This window comes from Phaeovibrio sulfidiphilus (genome assembly GCF_014861485.1).
GTDB classification, from domain to species: Bacteria; Pseudomonadota; Alphaproteobacteria; order Rhodospirillales; family Rhodospirillaceae; genus Phaeovibrio; species Phaeovibrio sulfidiphilus.
This window is the reverse complement of the sequence record NZ_JACZHT010000001.1, coordinates 336,699-353,790: the sequence shown is the minus strand read 5'-3', so window position 1 is coordinate 353,790 and position 17,092 is coordinate 336,699. Positions and strand designations below refer to the sequence as shown.

Genomic DNA, 17,092 nt, shown 5'->3' with positions numbered 1-17,092 from the left:
GCTATTCGTCCATGTCGTCGGGGGCGTCGCCCTCGACAAGGTTCGAGAAGCGGGTGAAGTTCTTGTCAAAGTGCAGCCGGACCCGGCCGATGGGGCCGTGACGCTGCTTGGCAATGATGACCTCGGCCACCGCGTGAACCTCTTCGGCGCGCTGGACCCAGCGGGCGTGGCGCTCGGCGTACTTCTCGTCGGTCTCGCCCTCCAGGGGCTTGGGCTCGGCGCGCTCCAGGTAGTACTCCTCGCGGTAGACGAACATGACCGCGTCCGCGTCCTGCTCGATGGAGCCGGACTCGCGAAGGTCCGAAAGCTGGGGGCGCTTGTCGTCGCGCTGCTCGACCTGACGGGAGAGCTGGGACAGGGCGATAACCGGGACGTTGAGTTCCTTGGCCAGTTCCTTCAGGGCCCGGGTGATGGCCGAGACCTCCTCGACGCGGTTGCCGTGCCGCTCGCCCGGGTTCGGGCGCAGAAGCTGGAGATAGTCGACGATCACCAGGCCCAGCGAGCTTCCGTCGCCGCCGTGCTGGCGGGCCAGTCTCCGGCAGCGGGTGCGCATGGCGGCCACCGACAGGGCGGCGGTGTCATCGATGTACAGGGGGACGGACTGAAGCCCCGACGAGACGCTGATCACCCGCTCCATGTCCTCGTTGGAGAGGTCGCCGGTGCGCATGTCGTTGGACTTCACCTCGGCGCGCTCGGCCAGAACACGGGCCGCCAGCTGGTCGGACGACATTTCCAGCGAGAAGAAGGCCACCGTGTTCAGCGGCTTGCCGTTGCGGGCCTCGTCCAGGAAGTGGGCGGCCACGTTGTAGGCAATGTTGGTGGCCAGCGCCGTCTTACCCATGGACGGGCGTCCGGCCAGGATCAGAAGGTCCGAGTTGTGCAGGCCGCCCAGCTTTTTGTCCAGGTCGCTCAGGCCCGTGGGGGCTCCGGCGAGGGCGCCGTCCCGCTCGTGGGCCAGGTGGGCCAGGCGCAGGGCCTCGGTCAGGGCGAACTTGAAGGCCACCGGACCCTGGGAGGCCGAGCCGGTCACGGCCAGGTCGAACAGCCGCTTTTCCGCCTTCTGGATCTGGATCTGGGCGTCCTCCTCCAGGGCCATGGCGAAGGCCTCGTTGACCATCTCCTCGCCGACCTCGATCAGGGAGCGCCGCAGCGCCAGGTCCTGGATCAGGCGGGCATAGGTCTCGGAGTTCAGGATCGTGACCACGGAGGCGGTCAGGTCCACCAGGTAGTTGGCGCCCCCCAGGGGCTCCAGCGCCGGCTCCCGCTCGAGATAGGGCTTGAGCGTGATGGCGTTGGCCAGGTGGTTCTGGCTGAACAGGTTCTGGGCCGCCGCATAGATCTTCTGGTGCGCCGGGTGCAGGAAGTGATCGGCGATCAGGAAATCGCCAACCCGCTCCAGGACCTGGTTGTTTGTCAGGATGGCACCCAGCAGCGCCTGCTCCGCCTCGAGGTTGGCAGGCAGCTGACGGGGGGCGAGGCCCTCGCCGCTCTGGGAGAGGCCGGGCGTGGGGACGGGATCGGAAAATGGTGTCATGGCTCCCCCTGTATACCCTGGCCGGCGGTTCGGGGGGAGAGAAAAAATAGGGCGCGTCCGCAACCGGATCAGGGCTCGGGAGGGCTGTCGGATCGGGGCTCGGAGGGGCTGTCGGATCAGGGCTCGGAGGGGCTGTCCTCGGGGCGCTCGCGGGCCGACACCAGCCCGGTTTCCCAGGCGTCGCGTTCGGGCCGCTCGCCCCGCAGCGCGACGGAAAGAAGCGATACGGGAAGCGCGATCGCACGCCCCGAGCCCAGGTCATAGCGGATGATCTCACGGTCTTCGGACCCCGCGGCCGCAGGCGGCGGGGGAATGGGGAGGGTGCTGGACATGGCGCTCTCCGTTTCTGGGGTTAGACTTGAAATAGTATTACTCCAGATCGGTGTGCGGTGCCAGGGATTTCCCGCGGCCGGTGTGGGGAATGCGCCGGCCCTTGACAACCCGGTGCCCCGGGCGCTTGATGACAGGCTGGACACCAACCTTCAGGGATTGTTTCGCGATGACAGGTTTTCTTGCCTTTCTGCTTCTTGTCGGCCTTTTTGCCTGGGCGGTGACCAATGTTCTGGTGAACCGCACGACGTCGCGTTTCCGCAAGGCCCTTTGGACCCTTCTCCTGTTCTTTGTGCCCGGTGTCGGCTTCGCGGTGTGGTTCTTCGTGGGGCCCCGCGCCTCCATCTGAGCGGCGGGTGCCATGGCTCCGGTCTCACGCTTTCGGCGTGTCCTGGCGTTCGGTCTGGCGCTGGGGGCGGGCCTGTCGTCCGGTCCTGGCGCCGTGATCGCCGCAGGCGCCGCCGATGGTGCTTCCCCCGAAGCGCCGGGCGCGGCTCGCACGCCCTTCTTGCAGTCCATAGTCATGCTGGACACTCCGTCCGGGTGCTGTGAGCCGTTCCTGCCCCTGGAGACGTGGCTGGAGAAGGTCAGCGCCCGGGAGGATGCGCCGGAGGTGACCCTGGACCGCTCCGACGCGCACGAGGTGCTTGTCTCGGTGCGCTGGTCCGACGGCCGGGTTCTGGGCTTCCGGGTCCAGCAGGCGGGGGGGCGCCTGTTCCTGTTGCGCTACGTCGAGGACGGGCAGCTTGTCACCCCCGAGGGGGCCGAGGCCCGCCAGGCCATGGGGCAGCGGTTCCGCGCCCTGTCGGATCCGTAGCGGCTCATAAGGCTGGTTCACCGTCTGCCGGTTTCGGCCCGTCCCGCACAGCTCACACGGTGCCGCTTACACGGTGCGGCCCACACGGGCCACCGGGAGCCTCCGGCCATGGGCATGCCCGGGGCGGCTCACCCGTCCGGGTGACTGTCTGTCAGCGTCGGCACGCCCGGTGCGGCCCGCGCGGCCGGGGCACCGTCCTCGGGAGCCTGTCCCGACGGGCGCTCTGTTCATCGGAATGTCCTGGGGGGAAAAGAAAGCCGGGGCCGCAGGCCGGTCAGGCCGCTGCCCCGGTATTTTTCAGAGAAGATCCCATTCCAGGGTCCGGGGCGGCGTGTCCGGCGGTGCCGGTTTCTGCTCGCTCTCCCCGGCGAGGGCCTGGTCCTCCTGGCGGATGGCCCGCCATGCGGCCTCTGCCAGGGCCTCGATGGCCTCGTCCAGAAAGGCGAGGGTGCGGCCGTGGGCGTGCTCATAGAGGTACGTTTCCGCCGGTCCCACGATCATGGCCCACAGGACGTCGGCGGGCAGCTCCCGGACGGCCGGGGATGAGGCCAGTTCCCGCAGAAGCCGCTCCCGCGCAAGGCGGGCCTCCATCTGCAGATCGATCAGTTCCGGGTTCAGGGCAAGGCCCGGAGCCAGGAACTCGGTCTGCATCAGGAAGCGGTGGTAGCCCGGGTGCCCGGTTCCCCAGCGGACCAGTGCGCCCACCAGGGAGTGGATCATGTCCCGGGCTCCGACCTTTTGCGGAACGTCGGCAAGCGCCGCCGTCTTCGAGCGCAGGGCGTCGATGCAAAGGGTGAGGGCAATGTCCTCCTTGCCCTCGAAGAAATGATAGACGCTGCCGGTTGTCGTCCGGGAGCGGGCCTTGATGTCGGCAATCGATGTCCGGGTGAACCCGTTTGCCAGAAAACACTCAAGAGCCGCCTCCAGGATAAGACGGCGGGTATCGCCACGAGCCATGGGAATAGGATCTTTCTCTGCTTTGTCGTTCCGGGAGGGATCAGACGATCAGGGAGTGGATCTCCTTGAACTTCGGGTTGTCCTTCCCTTCGAGCCATTCGAACAGAACCATTTCCGTCGATACGACGTTGACGCCGGCGGCCTGCATGCGCTGAAGCCCCAGGCTCTCATTCTCCTGGGTCCGCGACGAGACCGCGTCCTTCACGACGAACACCGTCCAGCCCTCGCGGACCAGGTCAAGCGCGGTCTGGAGGACGCACACGTGGGTCTCCATTCCGAACAGGATGATCTGCTCGCGCTGGCTGTGGGTCTTCAGCCGGTCCAGGAATGCCGGAGCCAGGACGCTGGAGAACGTGTTTTTCTCGATGATGGAGTTCGGCGGAAGGTCGATGAGAAACGTCCCCACCGTCGGACCGACGCCCTTGGGATACTGCTCGGTAACGAGAACGGGAACGTCGAGTATCTTGGCGCCCTTCAGAAGGCGAGTACCGTTTTTCAAAACCTGCTGAAGGTTCCCCATGGCCGGACAGAGCTTGGTCTGCACGTCAATACAGACCAGGATGCTGTTCGAGGCCTTTGCCAGTACGCAATGCGAAGTGCTCATGCTTCCTCGATTTTTCTAGATGCGTTAAGTTCCGGGGCACGCCCATAATGGGCGCTCGGGTGTGATTGCGCAACCATTTGCTTGAACGCGTTCCGTCCTGTGGCCCGGTTGTATCCGCTCCCAAGCCCACGTGTGGTCCTGGTTCGGGTGTGCCTTTCGGTGGTGGCCCGGGCGGGGCCGGGAAGGGCCCGCGCGGAGCGTGTTTGCGCTGTTTCCCGCGGGCGGGCGGGGGCGTCCGCCCGGGAGTCCGCCCGCTGTGTTTCCCCTTTCTGGAGGTTCTGCCCCATGCCGGATTTTTCCCTCGAGGCGCGCTACGACGGCCCTGTCGCCGGGGTGGACGAGGTCGGGCGCGGGCCCATGGCCGGTCCGGTCGTGGCCTGCGCGGTCATCCTGTCCCCCGGGCGGATGGAGCCGTCCCTGGTGGCGGCGCTTCGGGATTCCAAGGCCCTGACCGCCCGGCGCCGGGAGGGCCTGTCGGCGCTTCTGCGGGAGAGCCCGGGCGTGGCCTTCTCCCTGGGGCAGGCGGAGGTCGGGGAGATCGATACCCTGAACATTCTCCAGGCCACATTTCTGGCCATGCGCCGTGCCCTGGCCGGTCTGGATCCGGCTCCGGCGGCGGTGCTGGTGGACGGCCCCCACAAGATCCGAGGCTATGAGGGGGTGTGCGAGCCCGTGGTTCGGGGGGACAGCCGGTCCGCATCCATTGCGGCGGCCTCGATCCTTGCGAAGGTGGAGCGCGACGCCCTTATGGCCGACCTGGCCCGGCAGTGCCCCGGCTATGGCTGGGAGAGGAACGCCGGGTACGGCACGGCGGACCACCGGGAGGCTCTGGCCCGGCTGGGGCCGACGGAGCACCACCGGCGCTCGTTCCGTCCGGTGCGCGAGGAGCTGGAGCGGCGCGGGCTGCTGCCCCCATCTCCATCTCCGTCCCCCTGAGCCCGGCCGGGGGCGGCTTCTCTTCGGGTGTGGAGCCCCCGGGAGGCGACCCGTCCTTTCCGGTTCCGCCGGCGGGGCGCCCGGGGGGCGGTGATCAGCGGCGCCCGGGGCGGGTGCGCCCGGACAGGATATCCACGGTGCCGACGTTCGGGACGATGTGACGCATGTAATAGTCTGCTCCCAGGGCCTCGGCTTCCCGGAGCTGGTCGGGGGTCAGGCCCTCCACGACGGCGATCAGGCACTCCAGGCTGCCGGTGTGGGCGATCGAGGCGTGGGCCCCGGTGGAGCACCAGGCAAAGCCGCGGATCGGGTCTTGCTCCACGCCCAGCCCCTGGGAATACAGGCGCCCCAGCATGTGTCCGGCCCGGTAGTCTCCCCGGCGGGCTCCGGTCTCGTACCACCTTGCGGCCTCTGCCAGGTCGCGCTTGACCCCGCTGCCATAGAAATAGGCCCCGCCAAGGGCGTAGGGCGCGAACGGGTTGCCCTTTTTCGAGGCCTTCCGAAGAAGGGAGAGGCCTTTGGCCGTGTCCCGCGCGACGCCGTCCCCGGTCATGTACTGGAGGCCCAGGAGATAGCTTCCCTCCGGGTCTCCGGCCCGGTCCGCTTTCTCGAAGGCCCGGAAGGCGGTCCGGCTGTCGCCGCGGGAGGAGGCGGCCAGGCCGTCCTCCACCAGGCGGCGGGCGTCGTCCGGCTGGGGGGGCTTTGCCCAGCCGGGTCCGGGGTGGCCGAGAAGGACCAGGCACAGGGCGGCCGTGGCAAGGAGGCTCGTGATCATGGAGTCTCGTCCGATCAGGGGGGCGGCGGGAAAAAATCCCGTCCCTTATACCACGGTCCCGTCGCGCGGGCCGCAGAAAGGGGAGGGTGTGTCACGCCCTATGGGTTTTTATTGCGCGAACAGCATCTTCGACGTGTATTGCATCTGGTATTGTAATAGAAAAGATGCATCCCTGTTTCCGTAATGTTGTCAGGCTGCGCCTTGTGCTTGCATCCGCGTCCAGTATTGAGAAGGACGTGTCCGGAACGGGATCCGGGGCCAGGGCTGCGCATTATAATACTTCCAGATGTCCGGCCCGGCGAAAGTTTCAGTTCCAAGTAGTGCGATTTTGTGGTACCTGTAGTACCACGGTGGTGTTTCGCTTTCATACCCGGCGTTGCGTTGCGGAGGCTCTCTCCGGGCGTGATGTCTACGGCAGAATGCCGGAAGCCGGACCGTCGAACCCGAGAGATCTGCATCCAACCTTCCAGGGAGCCTCCCGCCCCAGGCATACGACTGTTTGCCGAAGAGCGTCAGCGGGATTGATCATGTTCGGGACTTCGATGTTCGGGTGGGCTCCGGTGTCAGAATCACGCCGTGCAAACCGGCGCGCGTACGGACCCTCGGGGGTGTTTCCGGCGCGCCCGTGCGTTTGCGGTCATCAGGATGGAGAGAAAGATACACTATGAGCAATTCATGTCAGTTCGGACCCGGCGACCATGTCGTTTATCCTGCCCACGGCGTCGGGCAGGTCCTGAGTGTTGAAAGTCAGGTCATTGCCGGTCAGGAACTTGAGCTTCTTGTTATCGCTTTCTGTCGCGACAGGATGACGTTGCGCATTCCTGTCTCCAAAGTGCGCCAGTCCAGCCTGCGGCGTCTGTCGACCCGCAAGACCATGGACAGCGCCCTCGAGGCCCTCCAGGGCAAGGCCCGGGTGAAGCGGACCATGTGGAGCCGCCGCGCCCAGGAATACGAGGCGAAAATCAACTCGGGTGATCCGGTGTCCATCGCCGAGGTGGTTCGTGACCTGTATCGCAGCGCAAGCCAGCCTGAGCAGTCCTACTCCGAACGGCAGATCTACGAGCTTGCGCTCGAGCGGCTGACGGGTGAGCTGGCGGCCATCGAGGATATTGACCCCAACCAGGCAACGGAAAAGGTTGAAAAGATTTTGAATGCGGCGTGACGCGGAGATATCCAGTCACCACAGCGCGAAGGGACGATCCGTTCGCCCCTTCGTTGTCCAGAAAAGGCCTCGCGGTACCAGTCCGCGGGGCCTTTTTCGTTTCCGGGCGTGTGCTGCCCGCTGCCCCGGTGGCGGGATGTGTGCGTCAGAACCCGGCTTCCAGTCCATGTTCCGCCCGCCGCGTTCCAACCGGGGAGTTCATTTTTCTTGTATATCGTGTCGTTTTGTGTTACATTTGTTCTTATAAAGTTCAGTTCGGCGGAGTGGGATATCCTCGCGCTTTCCTAAGGGCTCTGGCTCTGGCTCTGGCTCTGGCTCTGGCTCTGGCTCTGGCTCTGGCTCTGGCTCTGGCTCTGGCTCTGGCTCCCTGGCTTGGCCCGAAGGCCGTCTGTCCGGGCGTGCTCCGCTCCGGTTCGCGGGCGGCTCCGTCCCGGAGGCGCGCACGGGCGCCCTGACCCGTCTGTGCCGGAAACGGTGACCCTCCCGGGCATCCTCCCGGGCTGTGGCGTCCCCTGTTCTGAAAGGGGTTCTGCGTTGAGTGATTCCGTGGCAAGTCTTGGCGCCGGTGCTGTTGTCGGCACGGCGTTCGTTCTGCTCCCGGGTGTTGACACCGATATTGCCCTGGGAGCGTTTGCCGGCTCCGTCCTCTTTGTCCTGAGTTCGCGGAGCTATGTCTGGTGGAAGAAGATCCTGCTGTTCGGCCTGTCGTGTCTTGTGGGGCTTCTGGGAGGGACGTCCACCGCGATCATTCTGGATTCGGTGCTGCATGTCGAGGGAATCACCCCCGGGTTCGGGGCGGTCATTGCCTCGGCTCTTGCGGTCCGAATCCTCATGGCCCTGTTCCGAAGGATCGAGCAGTTCGGTCACGGGGACGGGGTCCGCTCCCGCCCCCGGAACGGCGAGCTCGGGGCCGAGCAACACACTCTGCACAACGGAGACTGACGTCATGTCCGATGCTCTCTTTCTGTACGCCAACGGGGCGATCTGTGCGCTGATCTGCCTTCGCCTTCTGTTCTTCCGCCAGGGCCGGACGACGTACCACCCCGCGATCTCGCTGCTTGCGTATGGGCTTGCGGTGGCGTCCGGGTCGGTGGCGTTGCGCACCGCCTTCGGCGCCGGTCCCCCTCAGGTGGACTGGAGCGAACTGGTTCTGAACGGAACGGTCTGCATCTCCCTGTTTTCGGTGCGGGGGAACCTCGGGCGCCTGCTGCGGTGGGGCCCCCCCGTCCGCTTTCGCGCCTTTCCTCGCATGCGCTGCAACGCGGGCCGTGCGCCTGTTCGCAGTCGGGCCGCCGGGGGCGAGTGAGCACGGAGGCGGCATTTCGGGCCGTCTGCCCACGGGAATGCGCCGGACCGGACGGGCATGGCCACCCGCCTGACCCCGGGCCGCCGGGAGATTGGGGTGCCCGGACCCGGCTCGGGTTTGGGGACCGGACGGGCATGGCCGGTCGCCTGATTTGGGGGCTGTGAGGCGGCTCGCACGGGACGGGTTCCGGGACGCGCAGCGGACACGGTGTTGGAACCCGGTGTTGCCAAAGTCCGGGGGGCGTCTGCCGGAGCGTTGGACCTGTATGGGAGAGATGGCATGAGAGCTGTGTGTTCCGCCGGTGTGGATCTGGTGAAAGAGTTCGAGCAGGGCCCGGGGGGCGGTCCGGCCCTGCACGCGTATCTCTGTCCGGCCGGGGTTTGGACCATCGGGTATGGTCACACGCGGACGGCCCGTCCCGGCCTCGAGATCACCGCCGGGCAGGCTCTGGACCTCCTGGGTCGGGATCTGGAGCAGGCCGGGCGCGAGGTCGAGCGTCGGGTGAGCGTACCTCTGTGCGCCCCCCGCTTTGCGGCACTGGCCAGCTTTGTGTTCAATGCCGGGGCAGGGAGTTTCGCCCGCTCGACGCTTTTGCGCCGGCTGAATGCCGGGGAGTATGATGCCGTGCCCGGGGAACTGGGCCGCTGGACCCGGGCCAACGGACGCGTGCTTCCGGGGCTGGTTCGCCGTCGGGCGGCCGAGGCCGCCCTGTGGAACCGGTGCCCGCACGCGGGTCTGGACGCGGCCGGTCCCGGCGAGCGGAGCCGGCCCCGCTAGGGGCAGACTGGCTCGGCTCTCTCCCAGCCGGCCCCGCTGGGGACCGGGCGGTTCGGATCTTTCCAAGCCCGGCTTTATCCCAGGAACACGAGGGCCGCATGTGGGCCACAGCGTGCTGTGAGCCGGGCCCGTCGGGTGTCCGGCCATGCGTTTTGTCCCGCGGGCTCGTCTGCCTGTGTCAGAGGCCCTCAGCCAGAGTCGTGGCCGGGCCTGGGGTGTGGCGCGGGGCCGTGACCCGCGTTGTCCCTGTCCGCGCCCGGGTTCGTCATGGGCGGCAGTTGGAGGGCAGTGCAGGGCAGAGGGAGCGTCGCAGGGTCTGCGCCAGGTTCCGGTGCCTGTCTCCCGGTATCCCCCGGTGGCTCATTTCGCAGACCGCCGCACTCTTCCCGGTTCCCACGGTTTGGCGCATCGCACCGCCCCCTGTCCGCGCCCGAACACCCACGTGCTCCGGATCCGTCAGGTCTCCGTGTCCTCGTCCATGGAGGCCTGCTGCTTGCGCCACATCCCGGCGTAGAGACCGTTCCTTGCCAGCAGTTCGGTGTGGGAGCCGGTTTCCACGATTTCTCCCCGGTCCAGCACGATGATGGTATCCGCATCCACGATGGTGGACAGGCGGTGGGCGATGGTGATGGTGGTGCGCCCCTCGGACACGCGCCGCAGCGCGTCCTGGATGGCGCGCTCCGTGTGGGAATCAAGCGCGCTGGTGGCCTCGTCCAGCAGCAGGATTTCCGGATCCTTCAGCAGCACCCGGGCAAGGGCGATGCGCTGCTTCTCCCCGCCCGACACCTTGAGCCCCCGCTCGCCGACCCGGGTGTTGTAGCCGTCCTTCAGCCCGCTGACAAAGCCGTGGATCGCGGCCAGGCGGGCGGCGTGCTCGATTTCCTCCTGGGTGGCGTCCGGGCGGCCGTAGGCGATGTTGTAGCCGATGGTGTCGTTGAACAGGACCGTGTCCTGGGGGACGATGCCGATGGCCCGGCGCAAGGACGCCTGGGTGACGGTGCGGATATCCTGCCCGTCGATCAGGATGCGCCCGTCCAGCGGGTCGTAGAAGCGGAACAGCAGCCGCGAGAGGGTGCTCTTGCCCGCGCCCGAGTGCCCCACCAGCGCCACCGACCCGCCCGCCGGAACCTCGAACGAGACGTTCCGCAGAATGGGCGTGTCCGCCGAGTAGCCGAAGGTGATGTTCTCGAACACCACGGTGCCGCCGCCGGTTTTCAGGTCCGGCGCGTTGGGCGCGTCCACGACCTCCGGGGGCGTGTCCGTCAGCCGGAACATGATTTCCATGTCCAGAAGGGCCTGCTTGATCTCGCGGTAGACCACGCCCAGGAAGTTCAGGGGCTGGTACAGCTGGATCAGGTAGGTGTTCACCAGAACGAAGTCGCCCGGTGTCATCGTGCCGTTCACGATGCCCCGCGCGGCCATGGTCATGATGCCCATCAGCCCCAGGGTGATGATGACCGCCTGCCCCGTGTTCAGGAAGGACAGGGATCCGTGGGAGCGCACGGCTGCGTCCTCGTAGGCTTTCAAGGACCGGTCAAAGCGGCGGGCCTCGTTCTCCTCGTTGTTGAAGTACTTGACCGTTTCATAGTTCAGAAGGGAGTCCACGGCCTTGGTGTTGGCCTCGGCGTCGTGGGTGTTCATGGTGCGCCGGAAGGACAGGCGCCACTCGGTCAGCGCCAGGGACCAGCAGGCGTAGACCGCGATCGTCGCGAACACCGCCAGCGAAAACTGCCAGTTGAACAGGGTCCACAGGATGGAGCACACCAGGGCCAGCTCCAGCAGGGACGGCCCGGCGCGGAAGACAAACAGCCTCAGGACGATATCGATGCCCCGGGTGCCGCGCTCGATGACCCGCGACAGGCCGCCGGTCTGCCGGTCCAGATGGAAGCGCAGGGACAGCTGGTGCAGGTGTCGGAACGTGTTGAGGGCAATCACATGGGTGGCCCGTTCCACGACCCGGGCGAACACCATGTCCCGGAGCTCGTCGAACACGCGCGAGCCGATCCGGGCGAGGCCGTAGGCCAGGATCAGGGCCACCACGGTGGCAAACACCGCCGAAAGCTGGGAGGCCAGAAGGGAGGGCGCGTCCGCCAGCTCGTCCACGGCCTTCTTGAAGAAGTAGGGGGTGATGACCGTGACCAGCTTGCCCCCCACCAGAAGCACAAGAGCAAGGACCACCCGTACGCGCAGCCCGGGCTCGCCCTTGGGCCAGAGGCCCGGAGCCAGTCGGGCCAGGGTGGACCACTCGCGGCGGGCGCCGTCGGGGGGCAGGGTGGGGTAGTCAAAACTGCGTTTGCGAGCCACGGGAAAGCCTGTCAGTCAGCGGAGGGAACGGGAGGCGCGGAGCGTTGCTGGTCCGGGGCCCCCACGTTCCAGGTGCGCCAGCCGGCGGGGGCTTCGGATCCGTCCAGCAGCCCGAGAAGGGCGGCGGTGGCGGGATAGAGCGGCGAGGGCAGGGCGTTCATTGGCACCCAGGTCCAGCTCGAGAACAGGTCCGGCTCCATCACCCGGGGAACGGCCTGTGGATCCTCGAGGCGGCACAGCGCCCCGGCCGCAATCACCGGAATGGGGTACACCAGACACTGGGCAAAGCCGAAGATCCGGGGGGCCGAGACCCGCTCCAGCCCGGTTTCCTCGCGCAGTTCGCGCAGGGCGGCGTCCTCCAGCGTCTCGCCGGGTTCGGCCTTCCCGCCGGGCAGGCACCAGGACGGGGTCTCCCCCGGTTTGATCCGGTACCCGACAAGAACCGCGTTGTCCGGGTTGAGCACAACGACGCCCGCTCCGATCATGGCGTGCTGTCCGGATTTATCCATGCGCAAATCTCCTGGTCGGGGTAGACTGTCCGGGTCGGGTCCGGACAGCGCCGGGTCTTCCGGAAGGCCCGCACCATAGCATAAAACCGTTTTCAGGAAAGGGCGCCCCTTTGGGGGTGGCCTGAAAGGACAGACATGCGCCAGTGTATGGATTCGGACAACCTCCACCGCCGTCTCAGGAAGATCCGTGGCCAGATCGACGCCATCGACAAGATGATCGACGAGGATGTGGCCTGCGAGGCCGTCCTGATCCAGATCCATGCGGCCAAGAACGCCCTGCACAAGGTGGGGCAACTGGTTCTGGAGGGGCACTTCAACCACTGTGTGCGCGATGCGATCCGTCACGGGGATGCGGACCAGGCGGCCACGGACTTCCTGAAGACCATCGAGCACTTCTCCCGGATGTCCTGACCCATGACCCCGGAACCCAGGGCACATGAACCCATGACCCCGCACGACATCGCCGCCCGCATGAGCGTGGTGCAGGCCGACATCACAACCCTCGGGGTGGACGCGATTGTCAACGCGGCCAACGAGACCCTGCTGGGCGGGGGTGGCGTCGACGGGGCCATCCACCGGGCCGCCGGGCCCGGCCTGCTCGAGGAATGCCGGGCGCTGGGCGGCTGTCCCACGGGGCAGGCCCGCATCACGGGGGGCCACCGGCTCCCGGCCCGGTTTGTGATCCACACGGTGGGGCCCGTCTGGCAGGGCGGAGCGGCGGGGGAGCCGCTTCTTCTGGCCTCGTGCTACCGCAGTGCCCTCGCCCTGGCGGCGGAGCACGGCCTGGACACCCTGGCCTTCAGCGCCATCTCCACCGGGGTGTACGGCTATCCGGCCCCGCAGGCGGCGGTGGTGGCTGTCGATACGGTGTCGGGCTTTCTCGAGGCCAGCCCGCTTCCGCGCCATGTCGTGTTCTGCTGCTTTTCCGGGCCGTCGGCGGACCTGCACCGGGAGGCTCTGGCCGCCCTGGCCTTTCAGGTGCCCGACCGGGCCCCGTGAGGGCCCGTTTTCCCGTTGCGCAACGGCCCCGACTCCCCGGATCCGCCATCCGGTGCCAGCCTGTTGTCGGGCGCCGTGGTCTCCCCGGGCCGCCGGGCAGCGGTCGGGCCCCTCTCCCGGGGCGGGAGGGTCCGGTGTGTTTTTCCGTTACAAGTTGCATTTTTGGGGCGAATCCGGCTCAAAACCGCCCTTCGGGGCGCTTTTCCGGCCCCCCGGACCCGGGGATGCGTCAGGCGGCTTTCCAACCGCGCTGTTTTTTGGCACAAGCGGAGCACAACGTGCCAGAGTTCCGCCCCGGTCTAAAACCGCTGCGTTGACATCCCGACGCGCTCGCAATACGGTTTCGCTCCATGAAAAAACTCCTGTCCAATCCCTACGTCCAGCTGCTCAAGCCCGTGACATGGTTTCCTCCCATGTGGGCCTTTGCCTGCGGCGTCGTCTCGTCCGGTCTCCCCAACATTGCCGACCACTGGTACCTGATCCCGCTGGGCATTCTTCTGGCCGGGCCTCTGGTGTGCGGCAACAGCCAGATCATCAACGACTGGTTTGACCGCCACGTGGACGCGATCAACGAGCCGCAGCGCCCGATCCCCTCGGGCCGTGTGCCGGGGCGCCGCGCCCTGTGGTACGCCATTGCGGTGTCGCTGCTGTCCTTGGGAGTGGCGTGGCTTCTGGGCACGTGGGTCTTCTGGGCGACCGTGTTCGGCCTGGCCATGGCCTGGGGCTACTCCATGCCTCCGTTCCGGTTCAAGGGCAACGGCTGGTGGGGGAACTCGGCTGTGGCCCTGTGCTACGAGGGCCTGCCCTGGTTCACCGGCGCCGCGGTCATGCTGGGGGGCGCGTTCCCGGACTGGCGGATTGTCGCCGTCCTGCTGCTCTACAGCGCGGGCGCCCATGGCATCATGACCCTGAACGATTTCAAGGCCCTTGAGGGCGACCGCCAGATGAACGTGCGGTCCCTGCCCGTCCAGATGGGGCCGGAGCGGGCCGCAAAGTTTGCCTGCCTGGTCATGGCCCTGCCCCAGGTGGTGGTGATCCTCCTTCTCCTGAAGTGGGATGCCCTCTTCCAGGGCGGTCTGGTGACCGCGTCCCTGCTGGCCCAGTTCTGGTGCATGTCGGTGATGCTCAAGGATCCGAAGGGCAAGGCTCCCTGGTACAACATGACCGGCGTGACCCTCTATGTCCTGGGCATGATGGTCTCGGCCACGGCCCTGGCCGGTCTCGCCTCGGTTGGCGCGCCATGAGCGGCGCTCCTGCCGCCCCTGCGGGCCTGAGCTGGTTTGGCATCATCCGCCTTGGCGTGGTGATGTTCTGTGTGGGGTCGGTCATCATCCTGACCACCTCGGTGTTCAACCGGATCATCAACTACGAGTACGGGCTTCCCGCCATGATCCCCGGGATCCTGGTGGGCTGGCGCGAGGCGCTCCAGTTCATGCGTCCGCGCTGGGGCTACGGCTCGGACCGCGGAGGCCGCCGCACCCCCTGGATCGTCTGGGGCATGGGCATGCTGGCCATCGGCGGAGCCCTTGGGGCCCTGTCCACGGTCCTGATGGACACCACGGACGGCGCCCTGTTCCAGGGCTTTTACGCCGGTCCCATTCCGGGCTTTGCGGTGGCCGTGGTGGCCTACACCTTCATTGGCATCGGCGTGGGCGCGGCGGGAACGTGCCTTCTGGCGCTGCTGGCCACGACGGTGGCTCCGGGGCGGCGCCCGGCCTCGGCCGCGCTGGTCTGGATCCTGATGATCGTGGGCTTTGCGGTGACGGCGGGCGTGGCCTCGAAGTTCCTTGGCACCATCGAGCCCGCCCGGGTGGCGGCCGAGGCTGCCGATGTGGCCCTCGAGGCCCTGCCCGAGCTGCCCGGCGACACGCACGAGGTGGTGAAGTCCCGCTTCTCTCCGGTCCGCCTTCTGGTGGTGTGCCTGTCCATCTGTCTGGCCTCGTTCCTGGTGTCCTGCCTGGCGCTGTGGGGGCTGGAGCGGAAAAATCCCCCCATTCCGGTGGCCGGCGCCGCGGATGCGGCCTCCCGCACGGCGGCCGAGAGCCAGTCCTTCTGGGCGGCTCTCCAGACCGTCATGGCCGAGCCCCGGACCATGCGCTTCGGCCTGTTTGTCTTTGTGGCCATGCTGGGCTTCGAGCTGCAGGCCCTGATCATGGAGCCCTTTGCGGCCCACGCCTTCCGGATGGACCTGGCCCAGACCACCCGTCTGGCCTCGTACCAGCACGGGGGTGTGGCTCTGGGCATGGTGCTTGTGGGGGCGCTGGGCTCTATCCTGCGCGGAACCCTTCTGGGCTCCTTCCGCTTCTGGGCCGTCACGGGCTGCCTGATGTCGGCCTTTGCCCATGTGCTGATGGTGATGTCGGGGGCGTTCGCTCCGGACTGGCCCCTTCCGCCGACCATGTTCTTCCTTGGCTTCTCCAACGGCGTGTTTGCCGTGGCGGCCATCGGCTCCATGATGCTGTTCGCCTCCGAGGGCGGGCACGGGTCCGAGGGCACCCGCATGGGCATCTGGGGGATCGCCCAGGCCGTGGCCCTGGGGGCGGGAGCCGTCCTGGGGACGGTCATCGCCGATGCGGGCTACTACCTGTTCGGCCAGCGGGTTCCCGCGTTCCAGGCGGTGTTCGCCCTGGAGGCCCTCTTGTTTGCGGTTTCGGTGCTTCTTGTGCTGCGCATCGGCCCGTTCGGATCTCCGCCCCGTCCGGGAACCGTGGTTCCTGTCCAGGGGGCCGAGGGGTGCCGCATTCCGTCCTCCCCCGCCGCCCCGTAACTTCCATTCGCTCACTTGAAACGGACCCTAGTCATGACCGACACCAAAAAAGCCGAGACCTTCGATGTTGTCGTTGTGGGCGGAGGCCCTGCCGGTGCCACGGCCGCATTCGACCTTGCCCTGGAGGGGCGCAACGTGGTGCTTCTGGACCGGGATGACCGCGTCAAGCCCTGCGGCGGCGCCATTCCCCCGGTGGCCATGCGCGAGTTCGGCATTCCCGAAAGCGCCCTGTGCACCCGGGTGACCAGTGCGCGGATGATTGGGCCCTCGGGCAAGATCGTCATCATGCCGGTGGAGAACGGTTTTGTGGGCATGGTTGACCGCAAGACCTTCGACCCCTGGCTGCGCGAGCGCGCGGAGAAGATGGGCGCGAAGTACATTCGCGGCACCTTCAAGACCTTCGAGCGCGACGCGGACGGCACCGCGGTTGTCACCTACCTTCCGAAGGACGCGAAGGAGGGTGCCGAGCCCCTGCGCCTGCGGGCCCGGGCGGTGATCGGGGCGGACGGCTCGTCCTCCCGGGTGGCCCGCCAGACCCTGGGCGAGGAGAAGATCCCCCAGGTCGGCGCCTACCACGAGATCGTCAAGACCCCCGAGGGCTTCGACGGCACCCAGTGCGATGTGTGGTACCAGGGGCGGGTGTCTCCGGACTTCTACGGCTGGGTGTTCCCCCACGGGGACACGGTCTCCATCGGGGTGGGCTCGGACCAGCAGGGCTTCAACCTGAAGGACGCGACCAAGCTGCTGCGGGAGCTGTCGGGCCTGACGGAGGCCGAGACCCTGCGCTGCGAGGGCGCTCCCCTGCCGCTGTACCCGCGCAAGAAGTGGGACAACGGCCGCGACCTGGTTCTGGCGGGGGATGCGGCCGGGTGTGTGGCTCCGTCCTCGGGCGAGGGCATCTTCTACGCCATGGAGGGCGGCCGCCTTGCCGCGCGCGCCGTCTCCGAGTTCCTCATGAGCGGTCGCCCGGAGGCCCTGGCCAACGCCCGCGTCGTCTTCATGGAGCGTCACGGCAAGGTGTTCCGCGTGCTGGGCTGGCTCCAGAAGTTCTGGTACCGCAGCGACAAGCGCCGCGAGCAGTTCGTGACCCTGTGCGCCGACAAGGATATCCAGGCCATGACCTGGGATTCCTACATGAACAAGCGCATGACCCGCAAAAAGTCCATGGCCAAGCTGAAGGTGTTCTTCAAGGATCTGGCGCACCTGGTCGGTCTGATGAAGACCGACGCCGAGAAGGACGCGAAGGGCAGCAAGAAAAAGAAAGCCGCCTGACGCCGAGCGGATCCCGGTCCGGGATCGTGAAAGCCGCCCGCCC

General features: G+C 67.2%; 20 protein-coding genes. 13 read left to right on the top strand and 7 right to left on the bottom strand.

Going from position 1 to position 17,092, the window contains the following annotated elements; genetic code table 11:
- Position 1: 1 nt before the first annotated feature.
- Complete coding sequence (locus tag IHV25_RS01545; RefSeq protein ID WP_192533204.1) at positions 2-1,534, bottom strand: replicative DNA helicase; 1,533 nt, start codon at positions 1,532-1,534, stop codon at positions 2-4.
- A 116-nt stretch (positions 1,535-1,650) separates the two neighbouring features.
- On the bottom strand, positions 1,651-1,866 hold the full coding sequence (locus IHV25_RS01540; RefSeq protein WP_192533203.1) for a hypothetical protein: 216 nt from the start codon (positions 1,864-1,866) through the stop codon (positions 1,651-1,653).
- 167 nt (positions 1,867-2,033) lie between these two features.
- Here IHV25_RS01540 and IHV25_RS01535 point away from each other — a divergent pair, with 167 nt between their 5' ends.
- Complete coding sequence (locus tag IHV25_RS01535; protein WP_192533202.1) at positions 2,034-2,213, top strand: PLDc N-terminal domain-containing protein; 180 nt, start codon at positions 2,034-2,036, stop codon at positions 2,211-2,213.
- A 12-nt stretch (positions 2,214-2,225) separates the two neighbouring features.
- Positions 2,226-2,681: a hypothetical protein gene (locus IHV25_RS01530; protein WP_192533201.1), complete on the top strand. Its 456-nt coding sequence runs from the start codon at positions 2,226-2,228 to the stop codon at positions 2,679-2,681.
- Between the two features lie 297 nt (positions 2,682-2,978).
- Here IHV25_RS01530 and IHV25_RS01525 read toward each other — a convergent pair whose 3' ends face one another.
- Positions 2,979-3,638, bottom strand: a complete 660-nt coding sequence (locus IHV25_RS01525; RefSeq protein WP_192533200.1) for a TetR/AcrR family transcriptional regulator — start codon at positions 3,636-3,638, stop codon at positions 2,979-2,981.
- A gap of 40 nt (positions 3,639-3,678) precedes the next feature.
- Complete coding sequence (locus IHV25_RS01520; RefSeq protein WP_192533199.1) at positions 3,679-4,242, bottom strand: hydrolase; 564 nt, start codon at positions 4,240-4,242, stop codon at positions 3,679-3,681.
- A gap of 285 nt (positions 4,243-4,527) precedes the next feature.
- Between IHV25_RS01520 and IHV25_RS01515 the strand changes: the two genes are divergently transcribed.
- The gene (locus tag IHV25_RS01515; RefSeq protein WP_192533198.1) at positions 4,528-5,178 is read left to right on the top strand and encodes a ribonuclease HII; all 651 of its coding nucleotides are present in this window, start codon (positions 4,528-4,530) and stop codon (positions 5,176-5,178) included.
- A 94-nt stretch (positions 5,179-5,272) separates the two neighbouring features.
- Here IHV25_RS01515 and IHV25_RS01510 read toward each other — a convergent pair whose 3' ends face one another.
- On the bottom strand, positions 5,273-5,953 hold the full coding sequence (locus IHV25_RS01510; protein WP_192533197.1) for a tetratricopeptide repeat protein: 681 nt from the start codon (positions 5,951-5,953) through the stop codon (positions 5,273-5,275).
- A 664-nt stretch (positions 5,954-6,617) separates the two neighbouring features.
- On the opposite strand from IHV25_RS01510, the gene IHV25_RS01505 reads away from it, so the two are divergent.
- The 5 genes from IHV25_RS01505 (at position 6,618) to IHV25_RS01485 (ending at position 9,198) form a co-directional block, all read left to right on the top strand.
- Positions 6,618-7,115 (top strand): CarD family transcriptional regulator, encoded by a 498-nt coding sequence (locus IHV25_RS01505; protein ID WP_192533196.1) that lies wholly within the window; start codon positions 6,618-6,620, stop codon positions 7,113-7,115.
- Positions 7,116-7,378: 263 nt separating this feature from the next.
- On the top strand, positions 7,379-7,570 hold the full coding sequence (locus IHV25_RS01500) for a hypothetical protein (RefSeq protein ID WP_192533195.1): 192 nt from the start codon (positions 7,379-7,381) through the stop codon (positions 7,568-7,570).
- Between the two features lie 91 nt (positions 7,571-7,661).
- On the top strand, positions 7,662-8,057 hold the full coding sequence (locus tag IHV25_RS01495; protein ID WP_192533194.1) for a putative holin: 396 nt from the start codon (positions 7,662-7,664) through the stop codon (positions 8,055-8,057).
- A gap of 4 nt (positions 8,058-8,061) precedes the next feature.
- A complete protein-coding gene (locus IHV25_RS01490) occupies positions 8,062-8,421 on the top strand; it encodes a phage holin family protein (RefSeq protein ID WP_192533193.1) in 360 nt (119 codons plus the stop codon).
- Between the two features lie 279 nt (positions 8,422-8,700).
- Entirely contained in the window at positions 8,701-9,198 is a 498-nt protein-coding gene (locus IHV25_RS01485) for a lysozyme (protein WP_192533192.1), read from the top strand.
- 456 nt (positions 9,199-9,654) lie between these two features.
- Here the strand turns inward: IHV25_RS01485 and IHV25_RS01480 are convergent, their stop codons facing one another.
- Positions 9,655-11,502, bottom strand: coding sequence for an ABC transporter transmembrane domain-containing protein (locus IHV25_RS01480; RefSeq protein ID WP_192533191.1), 1,848 nt, complete (start codon positions 11,500-11,502; stop codon positions 9,655-9,657).
- Positions 11,503-11,513: 11 nt separating this feature from the next.
- On the bottom strand, positions 11,514-12,011 hold the full coding sequence (locus IHV25_RS01475; protein ID WP_192533190.1) for a nucleotide triphosphate diphosphatase NUDT15: 498 nt from the start codon (positions 12,009-12,011) through the stop codon (positions 11,514-11,516).
- Between the two features lie 135 nt (positions 12,012-12,146).
- Between IHV25_RS01475 and IHV25_RS01470 the strand changes: the two genes are divergently transcribed.
- From IHV25_RS01470 to IHV25_RS01450, 5 genes are all read left to right on the top strand, one after another.
- Entirely contained in the window at positions 12,147-12,422 is a 276-nt protein-coding gene (locus IHV25_RS01470) for a metal-sensing transcriptional repressor (protein WP_192533189.1), read from the top strand.
- Between the two features lie 33 nt (positions 12,423-12,455).
- Positions 12,456-13,010, top strand: a complete 555-nt coding sequence (locus IHV25_RS01465) for an O-acetyl-ADP-ribose deacetylase (RefSeq protein WP_242018727.1) — start codon at positions 12,456-12,458, stop codon at positions 13,008-13,010.
- Between the two features lie 350 nt (positions 13,011-13,360).
- Positions 13,361-14,254: a chlorophyll synthase ChlG gene (gene chlG / locus IHV25_RS01460; RefSeq protein WP_192533188.1), complete on the top strand. Its 894-nt coding sequence runs from the start codon at positions 13,361-13,363 to the stop codon at positions 14,252-14,254.
- Complete coding sequence (locus IHV25_RS01455) at positions 14,251-15,777, top strand: BCD family MFS transporter (protein ID WP_192533187.1); 1,527 nt, start codon at positions 14,251-14,253, stop codon at positions 15,775-15,777. The genes chlG and IHV25_RS01455 overlap by 4 nt, the downstream gene beginning before the upstream one ends.
- 33 nt (positions 15,778-15,810) lie before the next feature.
- A complete protein-coding gene (locus tag IHV25_RS01450) occupies positions 15,811-17,049 on the top strand; it encodes a geranylgeranyl diphosphate reductase (protein ID WP_192533186.1) in 1,239 nt (412 codons plus the stop codon).
- Positions 17,050-17,092 lie beyond the last annotated feature (43 nt).